Source organism: Acinetobacter sp. V89_7, assembly GCF_029967895.1.
GTDB classification, from domain to species: Bacteria; Pseudomonadota; Gammaproteobacteria; order Pseudomonadales; family Moraxellaceae; genus Acinetobacter; species Acinetobacter soli.
The window spans coordinates 170,697-197,366 of record NZ_JASCAJ010000032.1; the positions used below are offsets into that span (position 1 = coordinate 170,697).

Annotated in this window: 24 protein-coding genes; 14 read left to right on the forward strand and 10 right to left on the reverse strand. The window is 43.7% G+C overall.

Going from position 1 to position 26,670, the window contains the following annotated elements; genetic code table 11:
- Positions 1 to 10: 10 nt before the first annotated feature.
- The 5 genes from QLG00_RS13545 to QLG00_RS13565 all read left to right on the forward strand — a co-directional run bounded on the left by QLG00_RS13545 (position 11) and on the right by QLG00_RS13565 (position 6,936).
- A complete protein-coding gene (locus tag QLG00_RS13545; protein ID WP_282471205.1) occupies positions 11 to 1,912 on the forward strand; it encodes an ATP-binding cassette domain-containing protein in 1,902 nt (633 codons plus the stop codon).
- A 138-nt stretch (positions 1,913 to 2,050) separates the two neighbouring features.
- On the forward strand, positions 2,051 to 2,683 hold the full coding sequence (locus QLG00_RS13550) for a LysE family translocator (protein WP_282471206.1): 633 nt from the start codon (positions 2,051 to 2,053) through the stop codon (positions 2,681 to 2,683).
- A 225-nt stretch (positions 2,684 to 2,908) separates the two neighbouring features.
- The gene (gene ggt / locus QLG00_RS13555; RefSeq protein ID WP_282471207.1) at positions 2,909 to 4,651 is read left to right on the forward strand and encodes a gamma-glutamyltransferase; all 1,743 of its coding nucleotides are present in this window, start codon (positions 2,909 to 2,911) and stop codon (positions 4,649 to 4,651) included.
- Between the two features lie 216 nt (positions 4,652 to 4,867).
- Positions 4,868 to 5,803 carry an LpxL/LpxP family Kdo(2)-lipid IV(A) lauroyl/palmitoleoyl acyltransferase gene (gene lpxL / locus QLG00_RS13560; RefSeq protein ID WP_282471208.1) on the forward strand — a complete coding sequence of 312 codons (936 nt, stop codon included), beginning with the start codon at positions 4,868 to 4,870 and terminating at the stop codon, positions 5,801 to 5,803.
- 26 nt (positions 5,804 to 5,829) lie between these two features.
- Positions 5,830 to 6,936 (forward strand): glycosyltransferase family 4 protein, encoded by a 1,107-nt coding sequence (locus tag QLG00_RS13565; protein ID WP_282471209.1) that lies wholly within the window; start codon positions 5,830 to 5,832, stop codon positions 6,934 to 6,936.
- A 44-nt stretch (positions 6,937 to 6,980) separates the two neighbouring features.
- On the opposite strand, the gene gltP is transcribed toward QLG00_RS13565, so the two are convergent.
- Together gltP and QLG00_RS13575 are read right to left on the reverse strand one after the other, a co-directional pair.
- Entirely contained in the window at positions 6,981 to 8,279 is a 1,299-nt protein-coding gene (gene gltP, locus QLG00_RS13570; RefSeq protein WP_004932722.1) for a glutamate/aspartate:proton symporter GltP, read from the reverse strand.
- 821 nt (positions 8,280 to 9,100) lie between these two features.
- Positions 9,101 to 10,213 carry an endonuclease/exonuclease/phosphatase family protein gene (locus QLG00_RS13575; RefSeq protein ID WP_282471220.1) on the reverse strand — a complete coding sequence of 371 codons (1,113 nt, stop codon included), beginning with the start codon at positions 10,211 to 10,213 and terminating at the stop codon, positions 9,101 to 9,103.
- Between the two features lie 182 nt (positions 10,214 to 10,395).
- Here QLG00_RS13575 and asd point away from each other — a divergent pair, with 182 nt between their 5' ends.
- The 4 genes from asd (at position 10,396) to truA (ending at position 14,696) form a co-directional block, all read left to right on the forward strand.
- Positions 10,396 to 11,514, forward strand: a complete 1,119-nt coding sequence (gene asd, locus QLG00_RS13580) for an aspartate-semialdehyde dehydrogenase (protein ID WP_278804375.1) — start codon at positions 10,396 to 10,398, stop codon at positions 11,512 to 11,514.
- 219 nt (positions 11,515 to 11,733) lie between these two features.
- Complete coding sequence (locus QLG00_RS13585) at positions 11,734 to 12,858, forward strand: hypothetical protein (RefSeq protein WP_282471210.1); 1,125 nt, start codon at positions 11,734 to 11,736, stop codon at positions 12,856 to 12,858.
- 42 nt (positions 12,859 to 12,900) lie between these two features.
- Positions 12,901 to 13,881, forward strand: coding sequence for an asparaginase (locus tag QLG00_RS13590; protein ID WP_208476867.1), 981 nt, complete (start codon positions 12,901 to 12,903; stop codon positions 13,879 to 13,881).
- Positions 13,882 to 13,883: 2 nt separating this feature from the next.
- Positions 13,884 to 14,696, forward strand: a complete 813-nt coding sequence (gene truA / locus QLG00_RS13595; protein WP_004943804.1) for a tRNA pseudouridine(38-40) synthase TruA — start codon at positions 13,884 to 13,886, stop codon at positions 14,694 to 14,696.
- Between the two features lie 59 nt (positions 14,697 to 14,755).
- Here truA and QLG00_RS13600 read toward each other — a convergent pair whose 3' ends face one another.
- On the reverse strand, positions 14,756 to 15,763 hold the full coding sequence (locus QLG00_RS13600) for an AraC family transcriptional regulator (protein WP_025095351.1): 1,008 nt from the start codon (positions 15,761 to 15,763) through the stop codon (positions 14,756 to 14,758).
- Positions 15,764 to 15,991: 228 nt separating this feature from the next.
- On the opposite strand from QLG00_RS13600, the gene infA reads away from it, so the two are divergent.
- Positions 15,992 to 16,213: a translation initiation factor IF-1 gene (gene infA / locus QLG00_RS13605; RefSeq protein ID WP_004920223.1), complete on the forward strand. Its 222-nt coding sequence runs from the start codon at positions 15,992 to 15,994 to the stop codon at positions 16,211 to 16,213.
- A 67-nt stretch (positions 16,214 to 16,280) separates the two neighbouring features.
- Here the strand turns inward: infA and QLG00_RS13610 are convergent, their stop codons facing one another.
- From QLG00_RS13610 to leuC, 6 genes are all read right to left on the reverse strand, one after another.
- A complete protein-coding gene (locus tag QLG00_RS13610) occupies positions 16,281 to 16,667 on the reverse strand; it encodes a lysozyme inhibitor LprI family protein (RefSeq protein ID WP_004943807.1) in 387 nt (128 codons plus the stop codon).
- A 202-nt stretch (positions 16,668 to 16,869) separates the two neighbouring features.
- Positions 16,870 to 17,949 (reverse strand): 3-isopropylmalate dehydrogenase, encoded by a 1,080-nt coding sequence (gene leuB, locus QLG00_RS13615; protein WP_004932704.1) that lies wholly within the window; start codon positions 17,947 to 17,949, stop codon positions 16,870 to 16,872.
- 44 nt (positions 17,950 to 17,993) lie between these two features.
- Positions 17,994 to 18,566, reverse strand: a complete 573-nt coding sequence (locus tag QLG00_RS13620) for a hypothetical protein (RefSeq protein ID WP_004932701.1) — start codon at positions 18,564 to 18,566, stop codon at positions 17,994 to 17,996.
- A 110-nt stretch (positions 18,567 to 18,676) separates the two neighbouring features.
- Complete coding sequence (gene leuD / locus QLG00_RS13625) at positions 18,677 to 19,327, reverse strand: 3-isopropylmalate dehydratase small subunit (protein WP_004932698.1); 651 nt, start codon at positions 19,325 to 19,327, stop codon at positions 18,677 to 18,679.
- A gap of 18 nt (positions 19,328 to 19,345) precedes the next feature.
- Complete coding sequence (locus tag QLG00_RS13630) at positions 19,346 to 19,999, reverse strand: glutathione S-transferase family protein (protein WP_282471211.1); 654 nt, start codon at positions 19,997 to 19,999, stop codon at positions 19,346 to 19,348.
- Positions 19,999 to 21,417, reverse strand: coding sequence for a 3-isopropylmalate dehydratase large subunit (leuC, locus tag QLG00_RS13635; protein WP_004943820.1), 1,419 nt, complete (start codon positions 21,415 to 21,417; stop codon positions 19,999 to 20,001). The genes QLG00_RS13630 and leuC overlap by 1 nt, the downstream gene beginning before the upstream one ends.
- 252 nt (positions 21,418 to 21,669) lie before the next feature.
- Between leuC and QLG00_RS13640 the strand changes: the two genes are divergently transcribed.
- From QLG00_RS13640 to ovoA, 3 genes are all read left to right on the forward strand, one after another.
- Positions 21,670 to 21,918 carry a DUF2061 domain-containing protein gene (locus QLG00_RS13640; RefSeq protein WP_076033448.1) on the forward strand — a complete coding sequence of 83 codons (249 nt, stop codon included), beginning with the start codon at positions 21,670 to 21,672 and terminating at the stop codon, positions 21,916 to 21,918.
- Positions 21,919 to 22,009: 91 nt separating this feature from the next.
- Entirely contained in the window at positions 22,010 to 22,882 is an 873-nt protein-coding gene (locus QLG00_RS13645) for a LysR family transcriptional regulator (protein WP_004932688.1), read from the forward strand.
- Positions 22,883 to 23,050: 168 nt separating this feature from the next.
- Complete coding sequence (ovoA, locus tag QLG00_RS13650; protein ID WP_282471212.1) at positions 23,051 to 25,246, forward strand: 5-histidylcysteine sulfoxide synthase; 2,196 nt, start codon at positions 23,051 to 23,053, stop codon at positions 25,244 to 25,246.
- 81 nt (positions 25,247 to 25,327) lie between these two features.
- Here the strand turns inward: ovoA and QLG00_RS13655 are convergent, their stop codons facing one another.
- On the reverse strand, positions 25,328 to 25,978 hold the full coding sequence (locus QLG00_RS13655; protein WP_250364972.1) for an HAD family hydrolase: 651 nt from the start codon (positions 25,976 to 25,978) through the stop codon (positions 25,328 to 25,330).
- 183 nt (positions 25,979 to 26,161) lie between these two features.
- On the opposite strand from QLG00_RS13655, the gene QLG00_RS13660 reads away from it, so the two are divergent.
- A complete protein-coding gene (locus QLG00_RS13660) occupies positions 26,162 to 26,662 on the forward strand; it encodes an RNA pyrophosphohydrolase (protein ID WP_004932680.1) in 501 nt (166 codons plus the stop codon).
- Positions 26,663 to 26,670 lie beyond the last annotated feature (8 nt).

The window sequence follows — 26,670 nt, forward strand, 5'->3', positions numbered from 1 at the left end:
GGAAAACATTATGGCCTATATTACTTTAAGGGATGTCCAACTTGCATTTGGTGGACCTGCCCTCCTCGACGGCGCGAACTTCGTACTCGAACGTGGCGAACGAGTGTGTTTGATTGGTCGTAATGGTGAGGGTAAGTCTACTTTACTTAAGCTCATTGAGGGAAGTCTCTTGCCCGACCGTGGTGAAGTTTCCATTCAAAATGGCTTAACTGTTTCTATGCTGGCGCAAGATGTACCGATGGATTCAGGTAAAGTGGCTGACATTGTAGCCGATGGGGCTGGCGAAGCGGCGGTGGTACTCAAAGCCTATCATGAAGCCAGTGATGCCTGTGTGCTGGGTGATATGGACGCCTGTGACCAGATGGGCCACTTACAACACAAACTTGACCAGCTCGATGGTTGGGCGCTTGAAAACAAGGTCAATACCATTTTAGGCAAGATGGGACTCGATCCAAATGCTGATCTGGCCGATCTTTCAGGCGGTCGTAAGCGTCGTGTATTGCTGGCTCGTACCCTACTGACTCAACCTGACATCTTGCTCCTTGACGAACCGACCAACCATTTGGATGTAGAAAGTATTGAGTGGCTTGAGAAGTTTCTTCTTGAACAAAACAATCTGACCTTACTGTTTATTTCGCATGACCGTTCGTTTGTCGATCGTCTGGCCACACGTATCGTCGAGCTGGACCGTGGTATTTTGCGTAGCTATGAAGGTAACTATTCTCGTTACCTCGATCTAAAAGCACAGCAACTTGAAGCCGAAGAAAAGCAAAATGCGCTATTTGAGAAAAAACTCGCCGAAGAAGAGGCTTGGATTCGTCAGGGTATTAAAGCACGTCGTACTCGTAACGAAGGCCGTGTTCGCGCGCTAAAGGCATTACGTGAAGAATCGAAGGCACGTCGTTTCCAACAAGGCAAAGTCGCCATGGGTGTTCAGGATGCTCAGCGCTCGGGCAAATTGGTGTTTGATATTGAGCACTTGAGCGTGAGTTATGATACAAAGCCATTGATTCATGACTTTTCTGCCGTGGTTCTGCGCGGTGACCGGATTGGATTGGTCGGTGATAACGGCGTAGGCAAAACCACATTGATCAAAGCCATTTTGGGTGAGCTTGAGCATGAAGGGACAGTCAAAACCGGCACTCAACTCGAAGTCGCGTATTTCGATCAGTTGCGTAACCAACTTGAACTAGAAAAATCGGTGATGGCCAATGTCTCTGAAGGGTCAGATTTTGTCGATGTAAACGGTCAGCGCCGACACATTTACAGTTATTTGCAAGATTTTCTATTTTCTCCAGAACGTGCGCGTACGCCGGTTAAAGCATTATCTGGGGGTGAACGTAACCGTGTCTTACTGGCCAAGTTACTGCTTAAACCATCGAACCTGATCGTCATGGACGAGCCAACCAACGATTTGGACATGGTGACATTAGAACTGCTCGAAGAGATGCTGGCAGACTATACAGGGACCCTACTGCTGATCAGTCACGACCGTGCCTTTATGGACAATGTCGTGACCTCAACATGGGTCTTTGATGGCAAAGGCGGTATTGAAGAGTACGTCGGCGGCTATCAGGACTATTTAATGCAGCGTCCGAACCAGACAGTGGTCGATCAAAAAGCAGATGTGAAAAAAGCCCAAGCCAAAGCCGCAGCAAATACCGCTCCCGTGCAGAAAAAAGTGAAACTGAGTTTTAAAGATCAGCGCGAACTTGAACAACTTCCAGTTGAAATTGAAAAACTTGAAGCCGAGCAAACGCAACTCTCAGATCAACTCGCAGATGGTTCGTGGTTTGTAAAAGATGCAGTAGCAGCAACAGCAGCCAGTGAGCGTCTGGCCGAGATTGAAGAGCTGTTGCTTGAAAAACTTGAGCGCTGGGAAGCACTGGAAAGTTTTAGTAAAGGGAATTAATCATCATCTTCAAACCTCTCATCTAGCTTTTAGATCGAGAGGTTTTTTTATTTTTAAAAATAATATTTACAGATCCATCATGTTTAATCTATAACTAAAACAACGATTTTAAAAATAAAGACTACTAGAGAATAAAGCATGTTAGAAACTTCTCAAGTGATTGCTTTTGTACTTATTTGTCTGGCGATGGTACTTACACCAGGCCCCAACATGATCTACCTAATTTCACGTTCAATTTGTCAGGGGAAAACAGCAGGCTTTATTTCGCTTGCAGGTGTTGCAGCAGGTTTCGTATTTTATATGTTGTGCGCTTCTCTCGGCATTACAGCACTGGTCGTTGCAGTTCCTTATGCTTACGACACCATTCGAATCGCAGGTGCGTTGTATTTACTGTGGCTCGCATGGAAAGCCCTAAAGCCCAATGCAGCACCATTATTTGATATCAAAAATTTATCACATGATTCTCCAGTTAAACTTTTTCTCATGGGTTTTATTACCAACTTGCTCAACCCTAAAATTGCAATAATGTATCTCTCATTATTACCTCAATTTATTCATCCACAACATGGCAGTATCCTATTTCAATCTATTCAATTGGGTCTCATTCAGATTGTCGTGAGTGTTTCAGTCAATGCTGTTATTGTTTTTTCGGCAGGAACGATTGCACTTTTTTTACAGCAAAAACCCATTTGGGCACAGTTACAAAGATGGTTGATAGGAACAGTGTTAGCTGCACTGGCTGTACGCATTCTTTTTGAGCAACGCAAATAAATATCGCTATGTAAAAGGACAATGTAATTTATTTGAACTTAATGCATTTAGTTAAATGAGCAATAAATTATTAACTCATGCTTAATGAAAAAATAATAAAAAAACCAATTAGGATAAATTCTTAATAAAAACTTAAAAACACTAACAATAAAAATAAATTATTGTAAATATGGCATATTTATTGCTGATTTGTTGCCATAAATATATTTTATGGTAATCGGTATAATGATTAGACTCTCACTTCTTTCTGCATCACTTTTTTTGACGGTAATCAGTAGTAGTACAGTATATGCAGAGCAATCTTCAAGTAAGTATTGCAATACCGCATCAGCCTGCCTCAATCCCATGCTAAACAATGCGGCAGTTACTACCCCAAACTATTTAGCAACACAAGCAGCTGTCGAGACTTTACAAAAAGGCGGTAATGCCGTCGATGCTGCGATTTCTGCTGCTGCAACTTTAGCAGTCGTTTATCCACAGATGAATACAATTGGTGGGGATAACTTCTGGCTCATTTATAACGCCAAAACAAAGCAGGTACGTGCCTTAAATGCCAGCGGTCGTGCTGGAGAAAATGTCACTATCGATTTTTATAAATCCAAAGGTTATGACAAAATTCCAAGCCGTGGTTATTTAGCTGCTAACACCGTGCCTGGAATCGTCTCAGGATGGGATCAAGCCTATCAATATGCATCTAGCTCCATGACCAACAAAGGTTTGGCTTGGAAAGATTTATTTAATAAACCCATCATGTATGCATCTCAAGGCTTTGCAGTTACGCCCTCTTTAGCACGTTGGGAAGCCATCAATACAGATACGAAAGACACTGTTGCTCGTAATTTACAACGCTTCGATGAGTTTAAACGAGTTTATCTTAAACCTGATGGTTCACCTTATCAGGTAGGTGACGTATTTAAACAACCCGATTTAGCCAAAACACTGAATATTATTGCGACTAAAGGTGCAAAAGAGTTTTACCAAGGTTCAATTGCTAAAGCGATTGTGCAAGATTTACAGGCAAATGGTGGAGTCTTAACCTTAAATGACTTCAAGCAACATACTGCCGATTGGGTCGATCCATTATCAGTTAAATATCGTCAATATACCGCTTATAATTTACCACCCAATACACAAGGAATGGCCTCTTTAGAAATTTTGAATATTCTTAATAATTTTAATGTCAGTGCCATTCCTGAAGGTTCAGCAGATTATTATCATCTATTGGTTGAAGCCACCAAAGAAGCCTTTATTGATCGGGATAAATATTTAACCGATCCAAAATTTTCTCCAATTCCACTCAAATTTTTACTTTCAGAACAACATGGTAAAGATCAAGCTCAACGCATTGATATGAGCAAAGCCGCAGGCAAAAATCCACCGCTTGAACCCAAAGGTGATACAGTTTGGCTGGGTGTAATTGATAAAGATGGTAATGCTGTTTCTTTAATTCAGAGTATTTATCACGATTTTGGCTCTGCCGTTGTAGCGAAGGGTACAGGCGTACTCTTACAAAATCGGGGCAGCTTTTTCTCGCTTGATGCAAAGCATGTCAATCATTTAGAGCCCAAAAAGCGTACTTTTCATACCTTAAATGCAGCAATGATGCTCGATCAAAATAACCAGCCTGTTTTAATTTATGGCACAATGGGCGGTGAAGGACAGCCTCAAACTCAAGCTGCTATTGCCACGCGAGTCATTGATTATGGAATGAGTGTACAAGAGGCTGTAGCAGCACCACGCTGGTTATATGGACGAACTTGGGGTGCCGAATCTAATACCTTAAAACTTGAAGGACGTATTGCAAGCGATGTCGCTAAAACACTTAAAGATCGTGGGCAACCCGTTGAAATACTAGATGACTACACAGATACAATGGGACATGCAGGTGCAATTGCAATTAACCGAAAAACAGGTGTGATTAGTGCCGCAACAGATCCGCGTAGTGATGGACTTGCAGCAGGTTATTAAAATTATATAGATAACAAGACGGCCTATTTTGCAAAATAGGTCGTCTTTAGAATAAAGATGTGTTTAAAACAGTTTTCCCTACAAAAATTATCATTTTTAAAATTTAAGCTTCACGTCTTAAGGACAATTTTGAATACATCCAACTCTCAACTGTCAGTTAAAAATCACTTCATGTTACACTTCTCGTTCTTTTAAGCGACGACTTACTGTACACGTATGAGCCAATCATCCTCCTATACTCCCGGTCAATTTCAATGGTCTTTCTTATTGCCAAAGTATTGGGGTGTCTGGATCGGGATCGTATTTTTGATGCTGCTGGCAATTTTACCGTGGGCAGTTCAGTGGCGTCTGGCGCATGCACTGGGCAATCTTGCATTTAAATATCTCAAATCACGCCGTAAAACCACTGTTCGCAACCTTGAAGTCTGTTTTCCCGAGTGGTCTGAGGCCGAAGTACAACAGCAAGCACGACAGGTTTTTATCGATATGATGCTGGGGGTATTTGAAACCCTGAATGCATGGTACTGCCCCGGCTGGTTTATACAGCGCTGTAGCATTGAAGGACTCGAACACATTACCGACGCCCAAGCGAGAGGACAAGGCGTGTTGTTGATGGGAACACATAGTACGCTACTCGATGCGGGTGGATATCTGTGCGCACAGTATTTTGAACCTGATGTGGTCTATCGTCCGCAAAACAACCCCTTACTCGATATGCTGATTTATCGCTGCCGCGCAACCATTTATAAACATCAGATTGATCACGATGATATGCGTGGCCTCATTCGTAAACTTAAAGATGGCGATGCCATTTGGTATAGTCCAGATCAGGACTTTGGTCTGAAACAAGGCGTAATGGCACCTTTTTTTGGCGTGCCTGCTGCGACTGTTACGGCACATCGTCGTTTATTAAAAATAGCCAAAGCGGCGGCTGTGCCTTTGTATTTTTATCGTCACGGTGATATTCGAAATCCGAAATATCATGTTTTAATTGAACCTGCCATTGATCATCTTCCAAGTGAAGATGAAGTGGACGATGCAACGCGCGTAAACAAAATTATTGAAAATCAGCTACGTATTGCACCGACACAATATATGTGGTTCCATCGTCGCTTTAAAACACGTCCAGATGGATATGACAAAATCTACTAATTCCAATCGGCCAATGAGACCTTTTCATGAAAGTGATGCAACTTCTTCCAGAGCTCAATAGTGGTGGTGTAGAACGCGGCACACTTGAAATTGCCCGCGCACTGGTTAAGGAAGGGCATCAGTCCGTGGTGGTCTCTAATGGAGGACGGCTGGTGGCGCAGCTTGAAGCTGAAGGCTCAACGCATCTTACCCTGCCTATTCATAAAAAATCATTGTCCAGTCTTTGGCAAATTCATCCTTTACGTCGACTCATACAAACCGAGCAACCCGATATTGTACACGTCCGCTCACGGGTTCCGGCATGGCTGACCCATTTTGCACTTCGCGGCATACCAGCACATAGCCGCCCTCATCTGATGAGTACCGTGCATGGCTTCTATTCGATCAATCGCTACAGCGCCATCATGACGCAAGCCGAAAAAGTGATTGCAGTCTCCGACAGTGTGGTGGATTACATCACCACGCATTATCCGCAGTGTCCACCAGAGCGGATTGTGCGGATTTATCGTGGCATTGATCCAAAGGCATTTCCGCACGGCTATCAGCCATCGGCACAGTGGATAAATCAGATATACACCTTGTTTCCACAACTTGAAAACAAGTTTCTGATTTGTTTGCCGGGACGGATCACTCGGTTAAAAGGCCATGAAACCCTGATTGAATTGATGGAAAACCTACAAGCCGAGTATCCCGATGTACATGCCATTGTGGTCGGTGGTGCAGATCCAAAGAAAAAAGCCTATCTGGATGAACTCGAAGCCACCATTCGTGATCGAGGATTACGTGACAAGATCACCTTTGTCGGACATACCTCAGAAATTCGTGAGTGGCTTGCAATCAGCGATCTAGTGCTGTCTTTGTCTAATCAGGCCGAAACCTTTGGACGAACGGCTCTTGAAGCATTGTCTTTGGGTACGCCCGTTGTGGGATGGAAGCGAGGTGGTGTTGCTGAAATTTTATCGAGCCTATATCCGCAAGGCTTGATTGAAGTAGATGATCGGACTGCCCTGACAGACGCCATCAAACGACATCTGGATCAACCCCAAGTGATTGCACCTGTCGATCGTTTTCGTCTAGATGAAATGTGTGGTCAGACACTCGCGTTATATCGTGAATTGACACAAACCCAATAAAAAACAGGAAGCATCTGCTTCCTGTTTTTTTAAATGGAGGTCGATTAAGCCTTCGGCTGGTTCAACGTCGCTTCGTATTCTTTTGCTTTTTCAAAATCGTAGGCATTTTCCCACTTACTGATCACCAGTACAGCCAAGGCGTTACCCACGACATTAAGTGCCGTACGTGCCATGTCCATAATACGGTCAACACCTGCGATAAATGCCAAGCCTTCTAATGGAATACCGACACTACCCAGTGTTGCCAGTAACACCACAAACGATACGCCCGGAACACCTGCAATTCCTTTAGAGGTAATCATTAAGGTGATCACCAAAATAATTTGCTGCATCAACGACAACTCAATGCCATAAAGCTGCGCAATAAAGATCGCGGCAATACTTTGGTAAAGCGTAGAACCATCAAGGTTAAACGAATAGCCTGTTGGAATCACAAAACTACTGATCGCTTTTGGCGCGCCGTAAGCTTCCATTTTTTGCATGATACGCGGTAAAACGGTTTCAGAGCTGGCAGTAGAGTACGCCAAGATCAATTCATCTTTTAAGATACGCATCACGGTCAAGATATTGATTTTGAAGATACGTGCAGTAATGCCGAGCACCACAAAAGCAAAGAACAAGATTGCGGCATAAACCAAAACCACCAACTTACCGAGCGGGATCAGCGATGCAAAACCAAAGTTGGCAACGGTCACTGCAATCAAGCCAAACACACCAATTGGCGCATATTTCATGATGATGTGAGTCACGCGGAACATGGTTTCAGATACGGCATGAAACACATGCAATAACGGCTCTTTGGTGGTGGTTGGTAATGAAGATAAACCGATACCAAACAACACTGCAAAGAAAATCACCGGCAGCATTTCACCATGTGCCATAGAGTTGATGATATTGGTTGGAATCATCGACAAAATGGTCTGGATCAGGCCATGTGACTGAGATTGTACTTCTTGCGTGGTGTGCTGATATTGAGTGATATCCGCTTTCACCAAATGAGACATATCTACGCCAGCACCAGGCTGAAAAATATTGGCTGCAATCAATCCAACAACAATCGCGATTGTAGTAATGATTTCAAAATAAAGAATGGTTTTAAAACCCAGACGACCCAGACTTTTGGTCGATCCAACGCCTGCAATACCCAAAATCAGAGTAGAGAACACAATTGGAATTACAATCATCTTGATCAGGCTAATAAAGATCTGACCCAACGGTTTCAGAACGTTATTTACCATGAAATCTTTATATTCAGGCTGATTATGTAAAATAGCCCCAACAACAATCCCTAGGATCAACGCAATTAAAATTTGCCATGCGAGGCTAATTTTAAAATTTTTCATAAGATAATCCTTATGCGTGACAAGCACAAAATTAGAACGGGAGAAAACCATTTGCTCTACAAATAGTTCGTTCGTAAAACTCCTTTTTATGAGATCTTAGAAAAACTCAGCGATCATCATCATGGCATTTAGGCATATAAAGTCGTTTCTACGGACTGTGAGCGATAAAATGATCGCAACATTCTATTGAGATTTAATTATTAAACAAGGCTTAACTGATGAAAACAGGGTTTAAAATAATAAAAAAAGCAATTTATTTAATATTTTCAAAAACTTAAAAAGAAAACATATGATCATTTATCAATCAAAACCGGGCTAAAAATGCACCATATTGGGGATTTATGCAATTTTTTTATTCAAATTAAGTAGTTTTTTTAACCAAAATCAGTGTGTAAATTCGTCATCCATGTATCTAATTGCGCAAATTAAACACAAACCTATAAATTTTGGGATCATGAAAAAACAGCATGAACATTTGATAAATGTATTGCTTTTGTAACAAAAGGTAAAATTTAAGAATGTTTTTTTGATTAAAATATAGGATTGAAAAAGGATAATACAGATAAACACAACCCGAGTTATACATCCTGTAAAACTCGGGTTAATGAGGTTGTGCTTTCGAGACATTTCTTGTTTTGTGTTGCGTCCATCGCAGCATCAAGTCCGTGATGCATTCCAATCAGCGTCGTCTTCCTTAGTGGGATGATCCGTTCCCGTGTTCCGTGTGCCGATGAAGTTATAGTATCCCGATGTACGACAGCTGCCTATTGGCTACATTCGCCAATGAATGTAAGCATTTTCCTACAACAGGATCCAATTTACTAAGGTTTCAAGAGCTGATTGGCTTCTTGTGCACTGAGCTGTTCTCCTTCACGTGCCTTTTGAATCCCTTCCTGAATCGCCTCTTGCGCGTCTTGATGATCCTCTGAAGTTTCTTCAAGTTCATCTTGAAGCTGTTCAAAATGCCGATCAGTTTGTAAAACCACATACACAGGAAAATGATCCGAACCCACATGCGCTAAGCGCTGCATATTGACCAGTGCAAAATCATTGCTATGAAAAACATGATCGAGTGACCATCGTAACAGCGGATAGTCGGCATGAAAAGTATTGACAAAATGCCGCCCTACCCGTGGATCCAGTAATCCACTGATTCGCTGAAACAACCGAGTGGTTCGCGACCATGCCACATCATTTAAATCCCCCATGACAATACAGCTCTGATCTAGATCTTTAACCTGATCGCCCACAATCAACAGTTCGGCATCTCGCAAGGTCGAATCTTTGGCTTCGGTTGGACTTGGCGGTTTAGGGTGCAGACAGTACAGATCAATCGGAAGCCCTGAAGGCAGGCGCACCGTGGTATGAATCGATGGAATTTCTTTACTCAGAATAAATTTGACTTCGGTATGCTCTAACTTAAAACGGCTATACAAATGCATGCCATATAAATTATCGAGTGGAACAGCAACCCGGTACGGATAATCAGGTTCAATTACCGACAGTTCATTTTGCCAAGTCTGATCGGTTTCCAGCGTAAGCACCACATCTGGCCTAAGCTTACGAATCTGATCAATCAATAAATGATACTGACGGTTTGGAGTCAAAACATTACTAATTAATAGCGCAATCTGATGGCTCGGATTATGTAGCTCTGACGGTACCTGTAATACCTGCTTTTTCCATAAAAAAGTATACGGCAGTACCATTTTCAACTGATAGGCAATTGCAGCAATCAGAAGAATTAAAATGAGTTCACGTGGCAGCGTCCAGGGTGCATCCCAGAGCGCATAAGCCAATAAAACCACAGCACCTAGTGCCAAAATTTGCAGACGTGGAAAGTCGGCGCCTCGAATCCACCACTCATCTCGTGGGATCAATGACCAAAACGTTAGCCAGATCACCAGCACCGCACAAACTTCCAAAAAAAGCATCACGTTTTGTTCCACCTTGTCATTTTGAATTTATTTTTATCTCGCGTCTCTCTATGTAGCACATTCATAAATTTATTCACAATAAAGGGTATGTTTTAATTGGATAATACTTGCAGTTGTGGTCGCTTTTGATACACTCAAGCCCCTCTTTTACATTTTTTAACGCACCGAGGCAAAGTGACATGAAAGTAGGTCTGGTCGGTTGGCGCGGGATGGTTGGTTCCGTCCTTATGCAACGTATGGTTGAAGAAAATGATTTTGCTCATTTTGAGCCATTTTACTTTTCTACCAGTAATGCAGGTGGTGAAGCTCCTTCATTTGGTGGTAAAACTGCCCCAGCACTTATGGATGCGACAGACATTATTAGTCTGAAGCAAATGGATGTCATTATTACCTGCCAAGGGGGCGATTACACCTCTGAGGTTTTTCCAAAGCTGAAGGCTGAAGGCTGGAACGGTTACTGGATCGATGCAGCATCTACCTTACGTATGGCAGATGACGCCATCATCGTACTTGATCCGGTGAATGCCAATGTGATCAAAGACGGCTTGAGTAAAGGCACCAAAACCTTTGTGGGTGGTAACTGTACCGTCTCTCTCATGTTGATGGGTCTGGGTTCATTGTTCCAGCACAATTTAGTGGAATGGATGAGCGCGATGACCTATCAGGCTGCATCTGGTGCGGGCGCACAGAATATGCGTGAACTGTTGACGGGTATGGGTTATCTGTACAACAGCACCAAAGATTTACTGGACGACCCACGCTCTGCGATTTTAGACATCGACAGCCGTGTTGCACAGTTACAGCGTGGTGATGACTTCCCGAAAGCCAACTTTGGGGTGCCACTGGCAGGCTCTTTGATTCCGTATATCGACAAACAGCTCGATAACGGTCAGTCTAAAGAAGAGTGGAAAGGCCAAGCTGAAACCAACAAAATTTTAGGAAATGCACAAATCGTTCCGATTGACGGTCACTGTGTTCGTATTGGTGCCATGCGTTGCCACTCGCAAGCATTGACCATCAAGCTCAGAAAAGATGTGCCGCTTGATGAAATCGAAGATATGATTCGTCAATCTAACCCATGGGCAAAAGTAGTGCCAAACACACGTGAAGCGTCAATGACTGACCTGACACCAGTGGCAGTGACAGGTACGCTGACTGTTCCAGTGGGTCGTTTACGTAAACTTAATATGGGCAAAGAGTATCTCGGTGCTTTCACTGTGGGCGATCAGTTGCTTTGGGGTGCTGCCGAGCCGCTACGCCGCATGTTGCGTATTTTAATTGAATACAAAGCTGCTTGATTGCAGCATTGATCAAAAGGCCGGTCATTTGACCGGCTTTTTTATTTGGTCGAACCCAAATACAGCGCAGGCTCTACCTAAATTACCTGCTGCACAGAAAAGGGTATGACATTCCTCACAAAAAACGCTAAATTAGCTCTCAACTAAACATTAAAAAATTTATGCTGGATCAAGGTCGAATATCCTCAGCCAGTATCACGCGTGCTTCAGGGGAAAACTGTGTTATACGTGATTGCATTTATCATTTTGCTGGTCGTCGCGATCATCTTAAAAAAACGACAAGATCAAAAAAAAGCGTCGCATTCATCAAAGCTGCAAGCCCCTATTGCTCAAGGTCATGAACACGTTCATTACGCGCCGTTTGCAGTGGCTGAGAGTCTTGTTCCCGCCACGATTGACCCCAATATTCAGGATCGTATTGAGCAGTTGATTGAGATTGGCCATCTTTCGGCTGCCGAGGCACTGATCAATCAGACGCTCAATCGTGACCCTTCACGTCATCATTTCTATTTTTACTTACTGGATTTGCATCTGCGTCAGCAGGATGAGCTTGGGGTGAAGCAGCTCCTTCAAAATCTTGAGCAGCGTCAGTTACACGAGGTACTTGCAGAAGTTCAAGCGCGCTATCAAGCTGCACAAAAGAACCCTGCTCCAACGAAAATCCCATCTACTGACATAGTCACTCCGTCAAATCAGACACCTATTCCAGATGTAGTCGTTGAGCATAAAGTCGATACGACGATTTCACCTACACAACAACACACCCCTGAGCCTCAGCCAATTCTGGAGGCCAATCAGGCGCTAGAATTCAAACTGAATACGCCTGTGCCACCAACGCTAGTTCAGGTCAATGTAGAACCTGCATCAGTGCCAAAAATATCAACGCCTGAAGCTGAGCAGCCTGCAAAACAAACACAACAGCAGACAGCGCCTGCTGCTGTAGAACTCACGAATACCGCCTCGACACTGACACTGGCTCCAATGGATGACGCAGCCGCAACTGCTCAAGCATCATCGTCATCTTCTACCTCTCCCGCCTCTTCTACCCCTCAAGTGATTTTTGCTGAGCTTGATGGAGCCGAAGCTGAAAACGAAGCACTATCTCCTGCGACCACAATAGTGACGCCAGTCACCATAAAGCCTCAAGATCCTTTGGTTAAGGCTTTTCCGGAACTGGCAGATATCGATGAAGTTCAACTCGATCTAGATCTGGCTCAGCAATATATCGAGCTGGGTGCTTTTGAATCGGCCTGCATTTTACTCGAGAAAAATGATGCACGATTTAATCAAGAGCAGCGTGATCTTTCAAAAAAACTGTTAAATCGAATAGCATCTTCAAGTTGATCGCTCTAACATAAGCAGTCTGTCGGGACTGCTGGTTTGAACATGAATAAAATTGCCTTAATTTATATGGGTGGAACGTTTGGTTGTATTGGTGAACCGCTTGCACCAATGCCCTATGATGCCTTTCAACCCCAATTAGAACGCATTCTTCCACCGCAATACGCAGTCGATTGTTTTAAAGCCCCTTCAATTAAAGATAGTAGCGCCTGTACCGCCGCAGACTGGCTGTTACTGGTACAACAGATTCAGGGGTTGCAGCTTGAGGGCTATACACACTTTGTGGTGATTCACGGTACCGATACCATGAGTTACGCGTCTGCAACTTTGGCACGCTTTTTGGGACAAACCTGTCACGTGGTGATCACGGGTAGTCAGTATCCGCTGCTTAACACTGCGGGCGACGATACACGTGAATTTACCGATGCGATCGAGAATTTATATTTAGCATTAGAGAGCGTTCAACGTTTAGCAAGCGGTACCTATCAGGCTTTTCATCATCAAATTTTTCACGGTCAAACCGTTCTTAAAACCCATACAACTGAGCTGGATGCATTTTCCGGTGTCTCGGCCGATGCACCTTGTGATACGGTCACAAATGCGATGGCTGTAGATGCTGCCATGATTGCACGTGCCGATGAACTGGCCATTGTGAATCTGATGCATCAACCTGTGCGTCCAGCGCACTTGGCACAACAACTTGAAAATATTGCACAGCGACCACCGCACTTTTTAATTTTACAAGGATTCGGAACCGGTAATATTGCGGTCAATGACGCCATTCTGGCGCAGTTTCAACAATTACGTTCGCAAGGCTGTCTGGTGGTGTTAACCACACAAGTCACCTTCGGCAAAATTGATCAGCGCTATGCCATTAGTGACTGGGTACATTGTGCAGGCATTGCCACCAATACCACGCATGGTCATGCCGATCTGTATGCCAAGCTGCTACAACTTTACTTACAGTATGATGATGCTGAAGATTGGTATCGACACTGGGATACCACCACAAAGGCTGAGGATTAATCATGCAACGTTTTGCTATCGGCATTGAATTTTGTGGAATGCATTATCGTGGCTGGCAAACCCAACAAGCTGGTGTATCCAGTCTTCAAGAAACGCTTGAAACGGTACTGAGTAAAATTGCCAACGAGCCAATTCTATTGCATGGCGCAGGGCGAACCGATGCCGGCGTACATGCCACCAATATGGTGGCTCATTTTGATACGAATGCCATTCGACCTGAACAAGGTTGGTTGAGGGGAGCCAACAGCCAGTTGCCCAAAGACATCTCGATCCAGTGGATCAAGGAGGTCGGTACAGACTTTCATGCACGCTTTAAAGCGCAGGCACGCCGCTACCGTTATGTGGTTTACAATACACCGAACCGTCCTGCGCTGTTACACAAACAAGTTACGCATGTGCATCAGCAGCTAGATGTCGAAAAAATGATGGTGGCGGCGCGTAAGTTTGAAGGCACGCATAACTTTGAGAGCTTCCGTGCAGCCGCTTGCCAGTCCAAGCAACCCGTTCGCCATTTGAGTCATTGCCGCTTGATCCGCCATGGCCGTTATTTGGTGTTAGATATTCAAGCCGATGGATTTTTACATCATATGGTGCGCAACATCATGGGCTGTTTACTGGAAATTGGTCAAGGCTGCTACGAGATCGACCATATCGATACCATGTTTGCCGCACAAGACCGTAAGGCAGCAGGTGTAACCGCACCAGCCGATGGACTGTACTTCATTCAGGCTTATTACCCTGAACAATTTGATTTACCAAATCCTCCATTAGGCCCCCACTGGCTCAACTTACCCGATGAAATGGCCGATCTTTAATCAAGCATCTTCTTGAGCTTAAAAAAATGCATCCTTGGATGCATTTTTTTATGGGTCGCTTAACGTTGTTTACGCTTGCGGTACTCTACTGGTGTTTCGTTGGTCCAGCGTTTAAATGCACGATAAAAAGTACTTGGCTCAGAAAAGCCAGTCAGGTAGACAATACGCTCAACGCTTTCGCCTGTATTGGCCAATAGCCGTTTGGCAAGTCTACAGCGGTAATCCGACAGAATTTGCTGAAAGCTGGTATTGGCTTCGCTGAGCTGGGTTCTTAACCGCCGTGGTGTGATATTGAGTTGCGCAGCCACTGTTTCTAGTGTGGTTTCACCGCTTTCTAAGGTTGAACCAATGGCACGGCGCACCTCGCCAACCAGATCATAACGTGCCAGTTCTTGTAGCTTCTCAATGGCAAGCTGCTCATGAAGCTGCAACAGTTCTGGTTCGGCTTGCCATAATGGATAGTTTAAAATATCGGCATCGAAGTAAAGTCGGGTTTCTTTCTGCCCCAAACTGACCGGGCAGCCGTAAACTCGGAAGTACTCGTCTTCTGGCGCGCCTTCACTAAAATTAAAATCGATAAAAATCGGGTGAAAGGCACCTTCGGTAATAAATTTAAAAAATCGTAAAACGCCCGAAATTGCACATTCAGAAAAATGACGGTTGACGATTGAGTCGGCAAATTTTTGCTCGCCGTTGGTCAGATAGCAGCGCCCATCTTCAACCACCAGCTTGGCATGAAATACATCACTAATCAGACGCTGATAGGCTAAAGCGCGTTTGAGCCCTTCACCAAAGGTTTCACTACTAATAAACAAGTGCTCAATGACTTGCCCACGGTACAGCGGCAAATGCTCGCCTAAGTGCAAACCGATATCTGGATCTTTACTGACTTCTTCTGCCGCAACCCAAAATGCGTACTGGGCACTGACTGGCGTTCTCGAATTGGCATCGACCTGATTCAGTGCCACACCCGCTTTTGTTAAAATTTCTTCGGTTGGCAATCCAGCACGACGAATCGCTTGATAGCCAAACCGTAATACAACCGATGCATCTGTTAGCTGACCCACGCGGCGCCCTTCCTTGTATGTTCTTCATTTATACTTAAAACTCTCAATTTAGATTAGCGTCGATTGACCAAAGTGACAACTCAATTCAGGTCATTTTTGTAGATTTTTTTTGTTTCAAATGACCTGTATTCCCAATTGGAACGCCGATTAGATCACCGCCTATGGCTTGTTTTTTCGAAAAAAATTGCCTATAATTTGCGCCTTTCCAATTTGATCATCAGGTAGGCTATGGCCAATAAAGAGGAACTCATTGAGTTCGAAGGCGTTGTCACCGAAACGCTTCCTAATACGATGTTCCGTGTACGTTTAGAAAACGGTCACGAAGTAATTGCGCACATTTCTGGTAAAATGCGTAAGCACTATATCCGTATCTTGACGGGTGATAACGTTAAAGTTGAAATGACACCTTATGATTTAAGTAAAGGTCGTATCACGTACCGCGCACGTTAAACACGTTTAGCGAATGCACTAAAGCCACTCTCTACCGTCAGTGGCTTTTTTTATAACAGTTTTGCTTTTAATCACTTAAAGCAGATGTTTTACAACCAATCGTTTTACATTCACGCAAGCGTTCACGAATCCAAGAGTTACGTTCTTGCGTTTTAGACAGCTGGCAGTTGGTATAAATGACGGTCCCGACGTCTGAATCACCAGAGCAACTTTGATCTCGTTCTTTAATCCAAGCCAATTGAGAACGTTTTAAAATCGTTTTCTGCTGGGTATTTAATTTGCTACGCAGTAGTTGATAATTTTGATTTAATTCCCGATCTGCATTTACGTACACCTTATTGGCACAGTGAACTGCATCATAGCTATTGCGTGTATTGTCACAGTTGTCTGCGTACGATGTAGCTGATACCGCTAAAAATACGGCAGCAGATAAAAGTTTTAAATTGAATTTCATAGTCAAAGCCTCATTCCTTTTTGTCATTTATTCTACGAGTACTGTACTTATAAAAAGTGATCTCAGCATCTTATCGACTTTTTTAAGACGCATTTTTTATTTAAGTTAGCACACTATTTTATTTTCATTGTACTCAAAAATAAAAAAAGTAGATGCCTTGATCAAGACATCTACCTTCAGATTTTATTTGAGCCTAATTATTTTAAGCTAAAGCAGCAACCACGGCCTGCCCCATCTCAACTGTACCCACTTTCTGCATACCTTCAGACATAATGTCAGCCGTACGTAAGCCTTGATCAAGCACTTGTCCTACAGCATCTTCAATGGCTTTTGCAGCAGCTTCTTCACGGAAAGTATAACGGAGCATCATAGCTACGGATAAAATCGTGGCCAATGGGTTCGCCACATTTTGCCCTGCGATATCCGGTGCAGAACCATGACATGGCTCATACATGCCTTTGCCCTGCTCATCTAAAGATGCAGATGGCAACATGCCGATTGAACCGGTCAACATGGCCGCCTCATCCGACAAAATATCACCAAACAAGTTACCGGTTACAATCACATCAAACTGCTTTGGTGCGCGTACCAGTTGCATTGCTGCATTGTCGACATACATATGGGACAACTGAATGTTTGGATACTGCGCTTGCTGAAGGTCGCTTACGGTTTGTTTCCAAAGCTCCGTTACCTCAAGTACATTGGCTTTGTCGACCGAGCACACTTTGCTACCACGCAGTGCAGCAAGCTCAAAAGCCACTTTTGCAATGCGCTTAATTTCAGATTCGCTGTAGACATCGGTGTTAAAGCCTTGCTTTTCGCCGTTTTCAAGTTCGCGAATACCGCGCGGCTGACCAAAGTAGATCCCGCCAGTTAATTCACGCACAATCAGAATGTCTAACCCAGATACGATTTCAGGCTTTAAACTAGAGGCATCTGCAAGCTGCGGATACAAAATGGCAGGACGCAAATTAGCAAATAAATTCAGTTCACTACGGATTTTTAACAGACCACGTTCTGGACGGATAGAGCGTTCAATGCTATCCCACTTCGGTCCGCCTACCGCACCAAGTAAAATGGCATCTGCTTGTTTTGCTTGCTCGCTGGTCACGGCAGGATACGGTTCGCCATGCGCATCAATGGCGGCACCGCCAAGTAGACCATGCTCCCAGTTTAAACCAAGATTGAATTTTTGATTGACTGCGCTCAGCACTTGCTCGGCAGCCCCTACAATTTCAGGGCCAATACCGTCACCGGCTAAAATTAAAATTTGCTTCGACATGAACGTTTCCATTTCTAAATATCAGCCGATTGACTGATTGAACATTAAATTCGTTGTTCTATAAACTCACCCAACCCCGTGATGGCATCAAAAGGACGACAAAAACGGCGGATTGGACGATTTTCTTGCTCAAGTTCAACACATAATGGCTCAGGCGCAGAAACATTGAGTAAACTGCCGCCTGAGTGCTTGGAACGATCACGGTACATTTTAAAGGTATAGCGCTGATTGGCTTTAAACTGATGAATGACATGAAATGTTTCTGCCCGATCTCGAGAGATGGGATAAAAACGAATCACCAGCTCATACTGCTGCGGTGGCACAGACAAATACATCGAATTGACTGGACTAAATACTGAACCCTCAAGTCTGACAATACCTTGATGCAAGGCTTGTTCACTGACACGATGTTTTTGCGCATCGACAATGGGGGTCGTATTTAAACGCTCAAATTCACACAGTTGTGCGCCCGAACAATAAATCGTTGCGTTACTGTTCAGACCTGATTCGGCCTGTTTAATACGCAATGTATCAACCACATGATTGGTACTTTGACAACCTGCGATTAACGCCAAGGATACTGTCAGTACCACACTACGGCCAAATGTCCTGATCATTGTTGGAGCCCAACCCTATTTCGAGCAAAGTTTTCAGCAATTTATGCTCATGCATGTTAACAAGAGTTGGGCATCTACGCTATTGCTATCTTTAAAATCTCCCGTATAGATCAAGCTTTTAGGTCTTGAAATACCCAAGGACGTGCAACTTTGGCTTGGCGTTCAAACTCATGAATCGCGTCTGCATTTTGTAGCGTTAAACCAATATCATCTAAGCCATTTAACAAACAGTGTTTGCGAAATGGATCGATGTCAAAAGCAAAAGCTTGTCCAGATGGTGTTTTCACTTCTTGTGCAGCCAAATCTACCGTTAAGGTATAGCCTTCGTTTTCTGCGCACTCTTGAAATAATTGCTCTACAATTTCTTCAGACAAGATTACAGGTAACATACCGTTTTTAAAACAGTTATTAAAGAAAATATCGGCAAAACTTGGCGCAATCACGGTACGAAAACCATATTCGTTCAATGCCCATGGCGCATGCTCACGGCTTGATCCACATCCGAAATTCTTACGCGCAATCAAGATATTGGCAGATTGATAACGTGGCTGATTCAAGACAAAATCGGGATTAAGCGGACGTTTAGAATTATCTTGCCCCGGATAACCTTCATCTAAATAGCGCAATTCATCAAATAAGTTGTCACCAAACCCTGTGCGTTTGATCGACTTCAAAAACTGTTTCGGGATAATTAAATCGGTATCCACATTGGCACGATCTAATGGTGCCACAATGCCTTGTTCTACGGTGTATGCTTTCATAATCAAAACCTTTTATGCTTAAACCTGACCACACTCTAAACGAGGCACAATCAACGTGTCTTGTTCAGCATCTTTAATCCATTCTAAAAAAGCAGAGTCATTATAAAATGTTTCCATGTAGGCTCGCATCGACGGTGTTAGGTTAACAGCGTATGCATTTAAGCGAATCACGACTGGAGCAAACATGGCATCTGCGATAGTAAACTTTCCAAACAACCAAGGTCCTTGTAACTGATATTGTTGACGTAGATCTTTCCATATTTGGTCGATACGAACTAGATCATGTTGAGCCGCATCGCTAAGTACTAATGCTCTTTGCTTTGCTCTAACGTTCATGGGCATTTCGTTGCGTAAAGCAACAAAACCACTGTGCATTTCTGCACTAATCGATCGAGCAATTGCTCTTGAATATTGATCTGAAGGCCATAGATGAGGAGCAATTTCTGCTAAGTACTCACAAATGGCCAATGAATCCCAAATTTTTACATCTACATCAACTAAAACAGGCACTTTACCTGAAGGACTGATGGCATAAATGCGAGACGTTGTATCGGGTTGATCAAAATCGATAATAACTTCTTTAAAACGGATTCCAGCATGTTTAGCTGCGAGCCAAGGCCTTAGCGACCAAGAAGAATAATTTTTTGTTCCCAAATACAAAGTCAAAGACATCAGAAATTTCTCACATCAACAAAGTGTCCCGCAATTGCAGCGGCAGCAGCCATGGCTGGACTGACCAAATGGGTTCGTCCACCATTGCCCTGACGCCCTTCAAAATTACGGTTTGAGGTCGAGGCACAATGTTCGCCCGGTTGCAATTTATCGGCATTCATCGCCAAGCACATTGAGCATCCCGGTTCACGCCACTCAAAACCAGCCTCAAGAAAAATCTGATCCAATCCTTCTTGCTCTGCTTGTTGCTTAACTAAACCAGAACCCGGTACCACCATCGCTTGTTTGATGCTGTTCGCCACTTTACGGCCTTTAACCACTTCGGCTGCTGCACGGATATCTTCAATCCGTGAATTGGTGCATGATCCAATAAATACACGATCCAACTGAATATCAGCCAACGCCTGACCGGCATTTAAGCCCATATACTGGTAAGCACGTGTCCAGTCATTGCGTTGTACATCATCTTTGGCCTGTTCTAAGGTTGGAACCGCTTGAGACACTGGAATCACCATTTCGGGTGAGGTTCCCCAAGAAACTTGCGGCTCAATTTCTGCGCCGTTCAAAACCACTACTTCATCAAATACTGCATCGTCATCTGAATGTAAGGTATTCCAGTACGCAACAGCCTGATCCCACTGCTCACCTTTTGGTGCATAGTGGCGCGACTGGACATACTCGATGGTTTTATCATCGACAGCAACCATACCCACACGAGCACCTGCTTCAATGGCCATGTTACACACCGTCATTCGGCCTTCGATCGACATATCACGGAACACCTGCCCACCAAACTCAATGGCATAACCTGTTCCGCCTGCTGTACCAATTTGACCGATAATTGCCAAAACTACATCTTTTGGCGTTACACCTTTACCTAAAGTGCCATCCACGCGAACCAACATGTTCTTTGATTTTTTCTGAACTAAACACTGCGTCGCAAGCACGTGTTCCACTTCAGATGTACCAATTCCATGTGCCAAGCAACCAAATGCCCCATGCGTTGCCGTATGCGAATCGCCGCACACGACGGTCATACCCGGTAAAGTCAAACCTTGCTCTGGCCCCACCACATGCACAATGCCCTGACGGACATCATTGATCCCGAACTCAACGATATTAAAGGTTTTACAGTTATCGTCTAAGGTTTGAACCTGAATGCGTGATGTCTCATCTTCAATTCCGGCAATGCCTTGTTCACGTTCTTTTTTTGAAGTTGGTACGTTGTGGTCTGGTGTTGCAACGTTTGCATTGAGACGCCACGGCTGACGACCTGCAAGTTGAAGACCTTCAAATGCCTGCGGACTGGTGACTTCATGCAATAAATGACGATCGATGTAAATCAAGCATGATCCGTCGTCTCGCTGTGAAACCAAGTGGTCATTCCACAATTTGTCATATAATGTCTTGCCTGCCATGTCGTCGTGCTCCATTGGACTGGGTATATGGTCTCTATTAAATGATTATAGCGCTGCTTTTACATAAATCTAATTTATCATTTTTATAAATTAACAAACTTTTTAGAATATATAAAATGTGCAATTCAGGTCTAATCATCTCACAGTTTACAGCATCGGATTTAATAATAATTCTCATTTATACATTCCATTTCACAATCCGATGTACGCTTTTTATACTGAATACTTCTTCAAGATATTTAGTGCAAGGTAATGGTTATGACGACTCTAACTCGTTTTGTACATCACAATCAGCGTATGCTCAAAAAGACTTTAAGCTATTACATTATGCATATTACGGTGGCTATGCTGGTGGCTTACGTGGTGACCGGAAACCTCTGGGTCGCCTTAACTTTAAGTATGCTTGAGCCGACTGTACAGGCGTTTGCCTTTTTTATTCACGAAAAAGTATGGGCAGTAAAAGAACAGCCTGCTCAGCAAGATTCTGGCGCAGGCTATTAATGATTGCGCATTTGGGAATTTGACCACTACAATAGCCTGACGCTGTGATTTTTTTAACACGGCATGATTATGGGAAATTTAAGGTCATTGTATGAATCTTGCTGCATTTGAAGCCTTTGTGAAAGTGATGGAAACCGGCTCTATTTCGCTCGCAGCGGATCAACTCTTTATCACCCAGCCCGCAGTGACCAAGCGCATTCATAGTCTTGAAGATTATTTTGGCGTGAAACTATTTGAATCTGCCGGACGCGGCATTCAAGCCACACATGCAGCACATTCGTTGTTGCCCAAAGTCAAAAACTGGCTCAATGAGCTAGGCGAAATTCATCATACCTTAAGCCATGAACACGACCAGGTACAGGGACGGCTCAAAATCGGTACCAGTCATCATATCGGGCTGCATCATCTTCCCGATCCACTGCGTCATTATGTGCAACGCTTTCCGGATGTCACCTTAGATGTGCATTTTGTCGATTCAGAACAGGCACATGAAAAAGTGCTTGCAGGTGATCTCGAGTTGGCTTTTCTTACCCTGCCTCCAGAAGGCGATGAGCGTCTTACTTATTTGACGGTCTGGAACGATCCACTGGTTTTTGTAGTGGCACCGTTTCATCCATTGGCTCAGCGTAAGCAGATTCAGCTACAAGATTTACTCGAATACCCAAGTCTACTGCCTGCAGCACAGACTTATACCACTCAGATTACCTTGCACGCATTCGAAAAATATGGTCTTAGACCTAAAATCACCATGAGCAATAATCCGCTTGAGTCGATTCGTATGTTGGTTTCGATTGGCTTGGGCTGGTCGGTTCTACCGCAAACGTTGCTGAATCGGGATCTTTGTCAACTCGCAGTGAATGTGGAGCTAAAACGTCAACTTGGAATTGTCTGGCATCCTGCCCGTACTCAGTCCAAAGCAGCACAGGCTTTAATTAAACTGACGCAGCAGTCCACTACAGCTTAAGCCATTCTCTTTAGCGTTTTTCATCAAATCGTTACCTAAATATAATATAACTCGTTCAAGATTGGAGTAAGTTGATCATTAAGCATCCGTGACGTGGCTGTATAACGATAACACCTCAACCCTTCACGGTATTTCACACAATAAATACCTTAAATATGGAGTTGAAGCATGCTAAATGATGTTTTCAGAGTACCAAATTCCGAACACGTATCTTCTGCTTCAAATGCTCATACGCCATCGCCTTCTGGATTCCTTCAAGCTTCAAAACAGATCTTGCGCACTCCACGCCTCAATCAAGACAATGCCGATACGCTACGCCAGCAAATCCGTGACTATTTTTTGAATACTTTTGAAACCTATGAATCTTTGTTTGAATGTTTAGATGGTGATGAAGCATTTTATAAAAAACCGATTTCGCTTCGGCACCCTCTGATTTTTTATTTTGGTCATACTGCAACCTTTTTTATTAATAAATTACTGTTGGTTCACTTAATTGAAGAACGGCTCAACCCGCGCTTTGAAGCACTTTTCGCAGTCGGTGTCGATGAAATGAGTTGGGATGATCTCAACGATCAGCATTATGACTGGCCAACACCTCACGAGGTCAAAAGCTACCGTGATCAGGTCAAACAAACAGTACTTCATATCATCGATACAGCCCCGCTTAACCCGCCCATCAACTGGAATCATCCGTGGTGGGCCATTTTAATGGGTATTGAACATGAGCGTATTCATTTGGAAACGTCGTCGGTGTTAATCCGACAGCATGATCTTGAATATGTTCGTGCACATCCGGCTTGGAAAGCTTCTGATTTTTCCACCACAGCACCTGAAAACACATGGATTGATGTCGCATCTGGACAGGTTAAACTTGGTATTAATCAAGCGCATCCATTTTATGGCTGGGACAACGAGTTTGGTCAGCATGAAGCGCAGGTCGAGGCGTTTCAAGCGTCGAAATATTTGGTTAGCAACCAAGAATTTTTGGCTTTTGTTGATGCCGATGGCTATTCAAGCCTTGATTACTGGGAACAAGAAGGCCAAGGTTGGCTGTCCTTTTCTGAAGCCAAATATCCGACATTTTGGATTAAACAACACCAGACTTGGTATTTAAGACTCATGACCGAGATTGTACCAATGCGTTGGGATTGGCCTGTCGAGGTCAATTATCATGAAGCCAAAGCATTTTGTAACTGGAAAAAACAGCAGACTGGCCAGAATATTCGCTTGCCCACCGAGGACGAATGGTACCGTATATACGATATCAGCGGATTAAACGAGATTGATCATCAGCGTGCCGATGGCAATATCCATTTGGATTATGGTGCGTCGTCGTGTCCGGTTCATGTGTTTCAGCAAGGCGATTTCTTCGATGTTCGAGGCAATGTCTGGCAATGGACCGAAACGCCAACCTATCCGTTTAATGGCTTTGATGTACACCCCATTTATGATGACTTTACCACGCCTACATTTGACGGGCGCCATAATTTGATTAAGGGCGGTTCGTGGATTTCTTGTGGCAATGAAAGTCTTTATTCATCGCGGTATGCCTTTAGACGGCATTTTTTTCAACATGCAGGGTTTCGTTACGTTGCATCTGACCATGAGGTAAGCAGTGTGAGTTCTCAATACGAGACCGATCAATTACTTTCGCAGTATGCCGAGTTCCATTTTGGACCGGATTATTTTGGGGTTCCTAATTTTTCTAAGGCTTTGGTCGAGCTGGCGCTTCAGACACTGGGCGAGCGTCCCAAAGTTAAGGCTTTAGATATCGGTTGCGCCGTCGGACGCGCCAGTTTTGAATTGGCACGTGTGTTTGAGCATGTCACCGGAATTGATTTTTCAGCGCGGTTTATTCAGCACAGCGTACAGTTGACCAAAGGTGAAACCTTGCGTTATACGCTCGCCACCGAAGGTGAATTGGTACAATACAAGGCCTGTTCATTGCATCAATTAGGCCTTGAAGAAACCAAAGACAAAGTTGAATTTTATCAAGGTGATGCTTGCAATTTAAAAGCCAATTTCACTGGTTACGATTTTATTTTTGCTGCCAATTTGATTGACCGACTGTATCGTCCACGTCAGTTTCTTAGTCAGATTCATGAGCGTCTGAACATGGGTGGTGTATTGATGATTGCCTCCCCTTATACGTGGCTTGAAGAGCACACACCGCGTGAAGAATGGATTGGTGGCTTTAAAAAAGATGGTGAAAGTTTTGGAACTTTAGATGGTTTACATGCCATTTTGGATCAGCACTTTCAACTGATTGCAGCACCGCAAGAGGTGCCGTTTGTGATTCGTGAAACTCAGCACAAGTTTCAGCACAGTTTATCGGAAGTGACGTTTTGGCAACGCGTAAAATAAACAATACTCCACAAAAACTGAATCAAATAAAAACAGGCAGTCGATGACTGCCTGTTTTTATTGAGAACATTGAAATATCGATTAAATCGACCAGTCTTGAATCTGCCAATTTTGCGCTTTGGCCAATTTTTCCAGGCGATCATCTGGATTGACTGCAATCGCATGCGTGGCATATTCCAGTAAGAAGCGATCGTTAATCGAATCTGAATAGGCCCAAGATTCTTCTACATTTCGTCCAGCCAGCCACTGCTCTAGGCGTACCAGCTTGCCTTGCTGGTAACATGGTGTGCCTGTAACTTTACCGGTATATTTCCCCTGCTGCACTTCCGCCGTGGTGGCAATAATTTCGGTAATGCCAAAGGCACGAAAAATCGGTGCGGTAATAAAATCGCTGGTTGCGGTAATGCCTACAATTTCATGGCCTAAATCTTGATGCTTTTGAATCGCATCAAAACCTTTTGGGCGCATTTGCGGACGAATCACCTTTTGCATAAACAGCGCATGTAGCTCTGTTAATACCTCAGGCGTATTTTGGGTTAAAAACTCAAATACAAATTCGTTGTAGGCAATTGGGTCGAGCTGGCCTGCTTTGTAATCTTCATAAAATTTGTCGTTCATTTGGCGATGATGTACTGGATCGACCAAGCCTTCATTGACGAGAAATTCACCCCAGGAATGGTCTGAATCTGTATTAAGTAAGGTGTGATCAAGATCAAACAAAGCCAATTTCATGAAAATACTCGTTAAAACTGAAATTTAAGAAAAAAAATGTAAATCTATCTCCGCTAGTCGATAGAAATTCGTTAAGATCATAGCAATTTTAATGCATTTTACTTTGATCTTACGCGCTGGGCATATAAGAGTGACGGCCCCCGATTTCAAAGTCAACGATATTGATAAATTTTAGGTAGCCAAATGATCGACTCAGAAGGTTTCCGACCCAACGTCGGGATCATTTTGGCAAATGATAACGGACAAGTTTTATGGGCAAAACGCATTGGTCACAATGCTTGGCAATTTCCACAAGGAGGGATCCATTTTGGAGAAACCCCCGAGCAGGCACTTTATCGTGAACTGAGAGAAGAAGTCGGCTTATTGCCCGAACACGTCCAGATTATTGCGCAGACCAAAGGATGGCTGCGTTATCGTTTGCCACACCGGTACATCCGACCAGATTCTGATCCGGTATGTATTGGACAGAAACAAAAATGGTTTTTATTAAAACTCACCGCGTCTACGCGAAACATTCAGCTAGACCTCTCTGACCCACCCGAATTTGATGAGTGGCAATGGGTAAGTTACTGGTACCCTCTAGGTCAGGTGGTCAATTTTAAGCGCGATGTGTACCGAAAAGCGATGATGGAACTCTGCATGTTAATGCCAGAACAACAATCGCCCGAAAAATCATCACATTAGCAAATGAT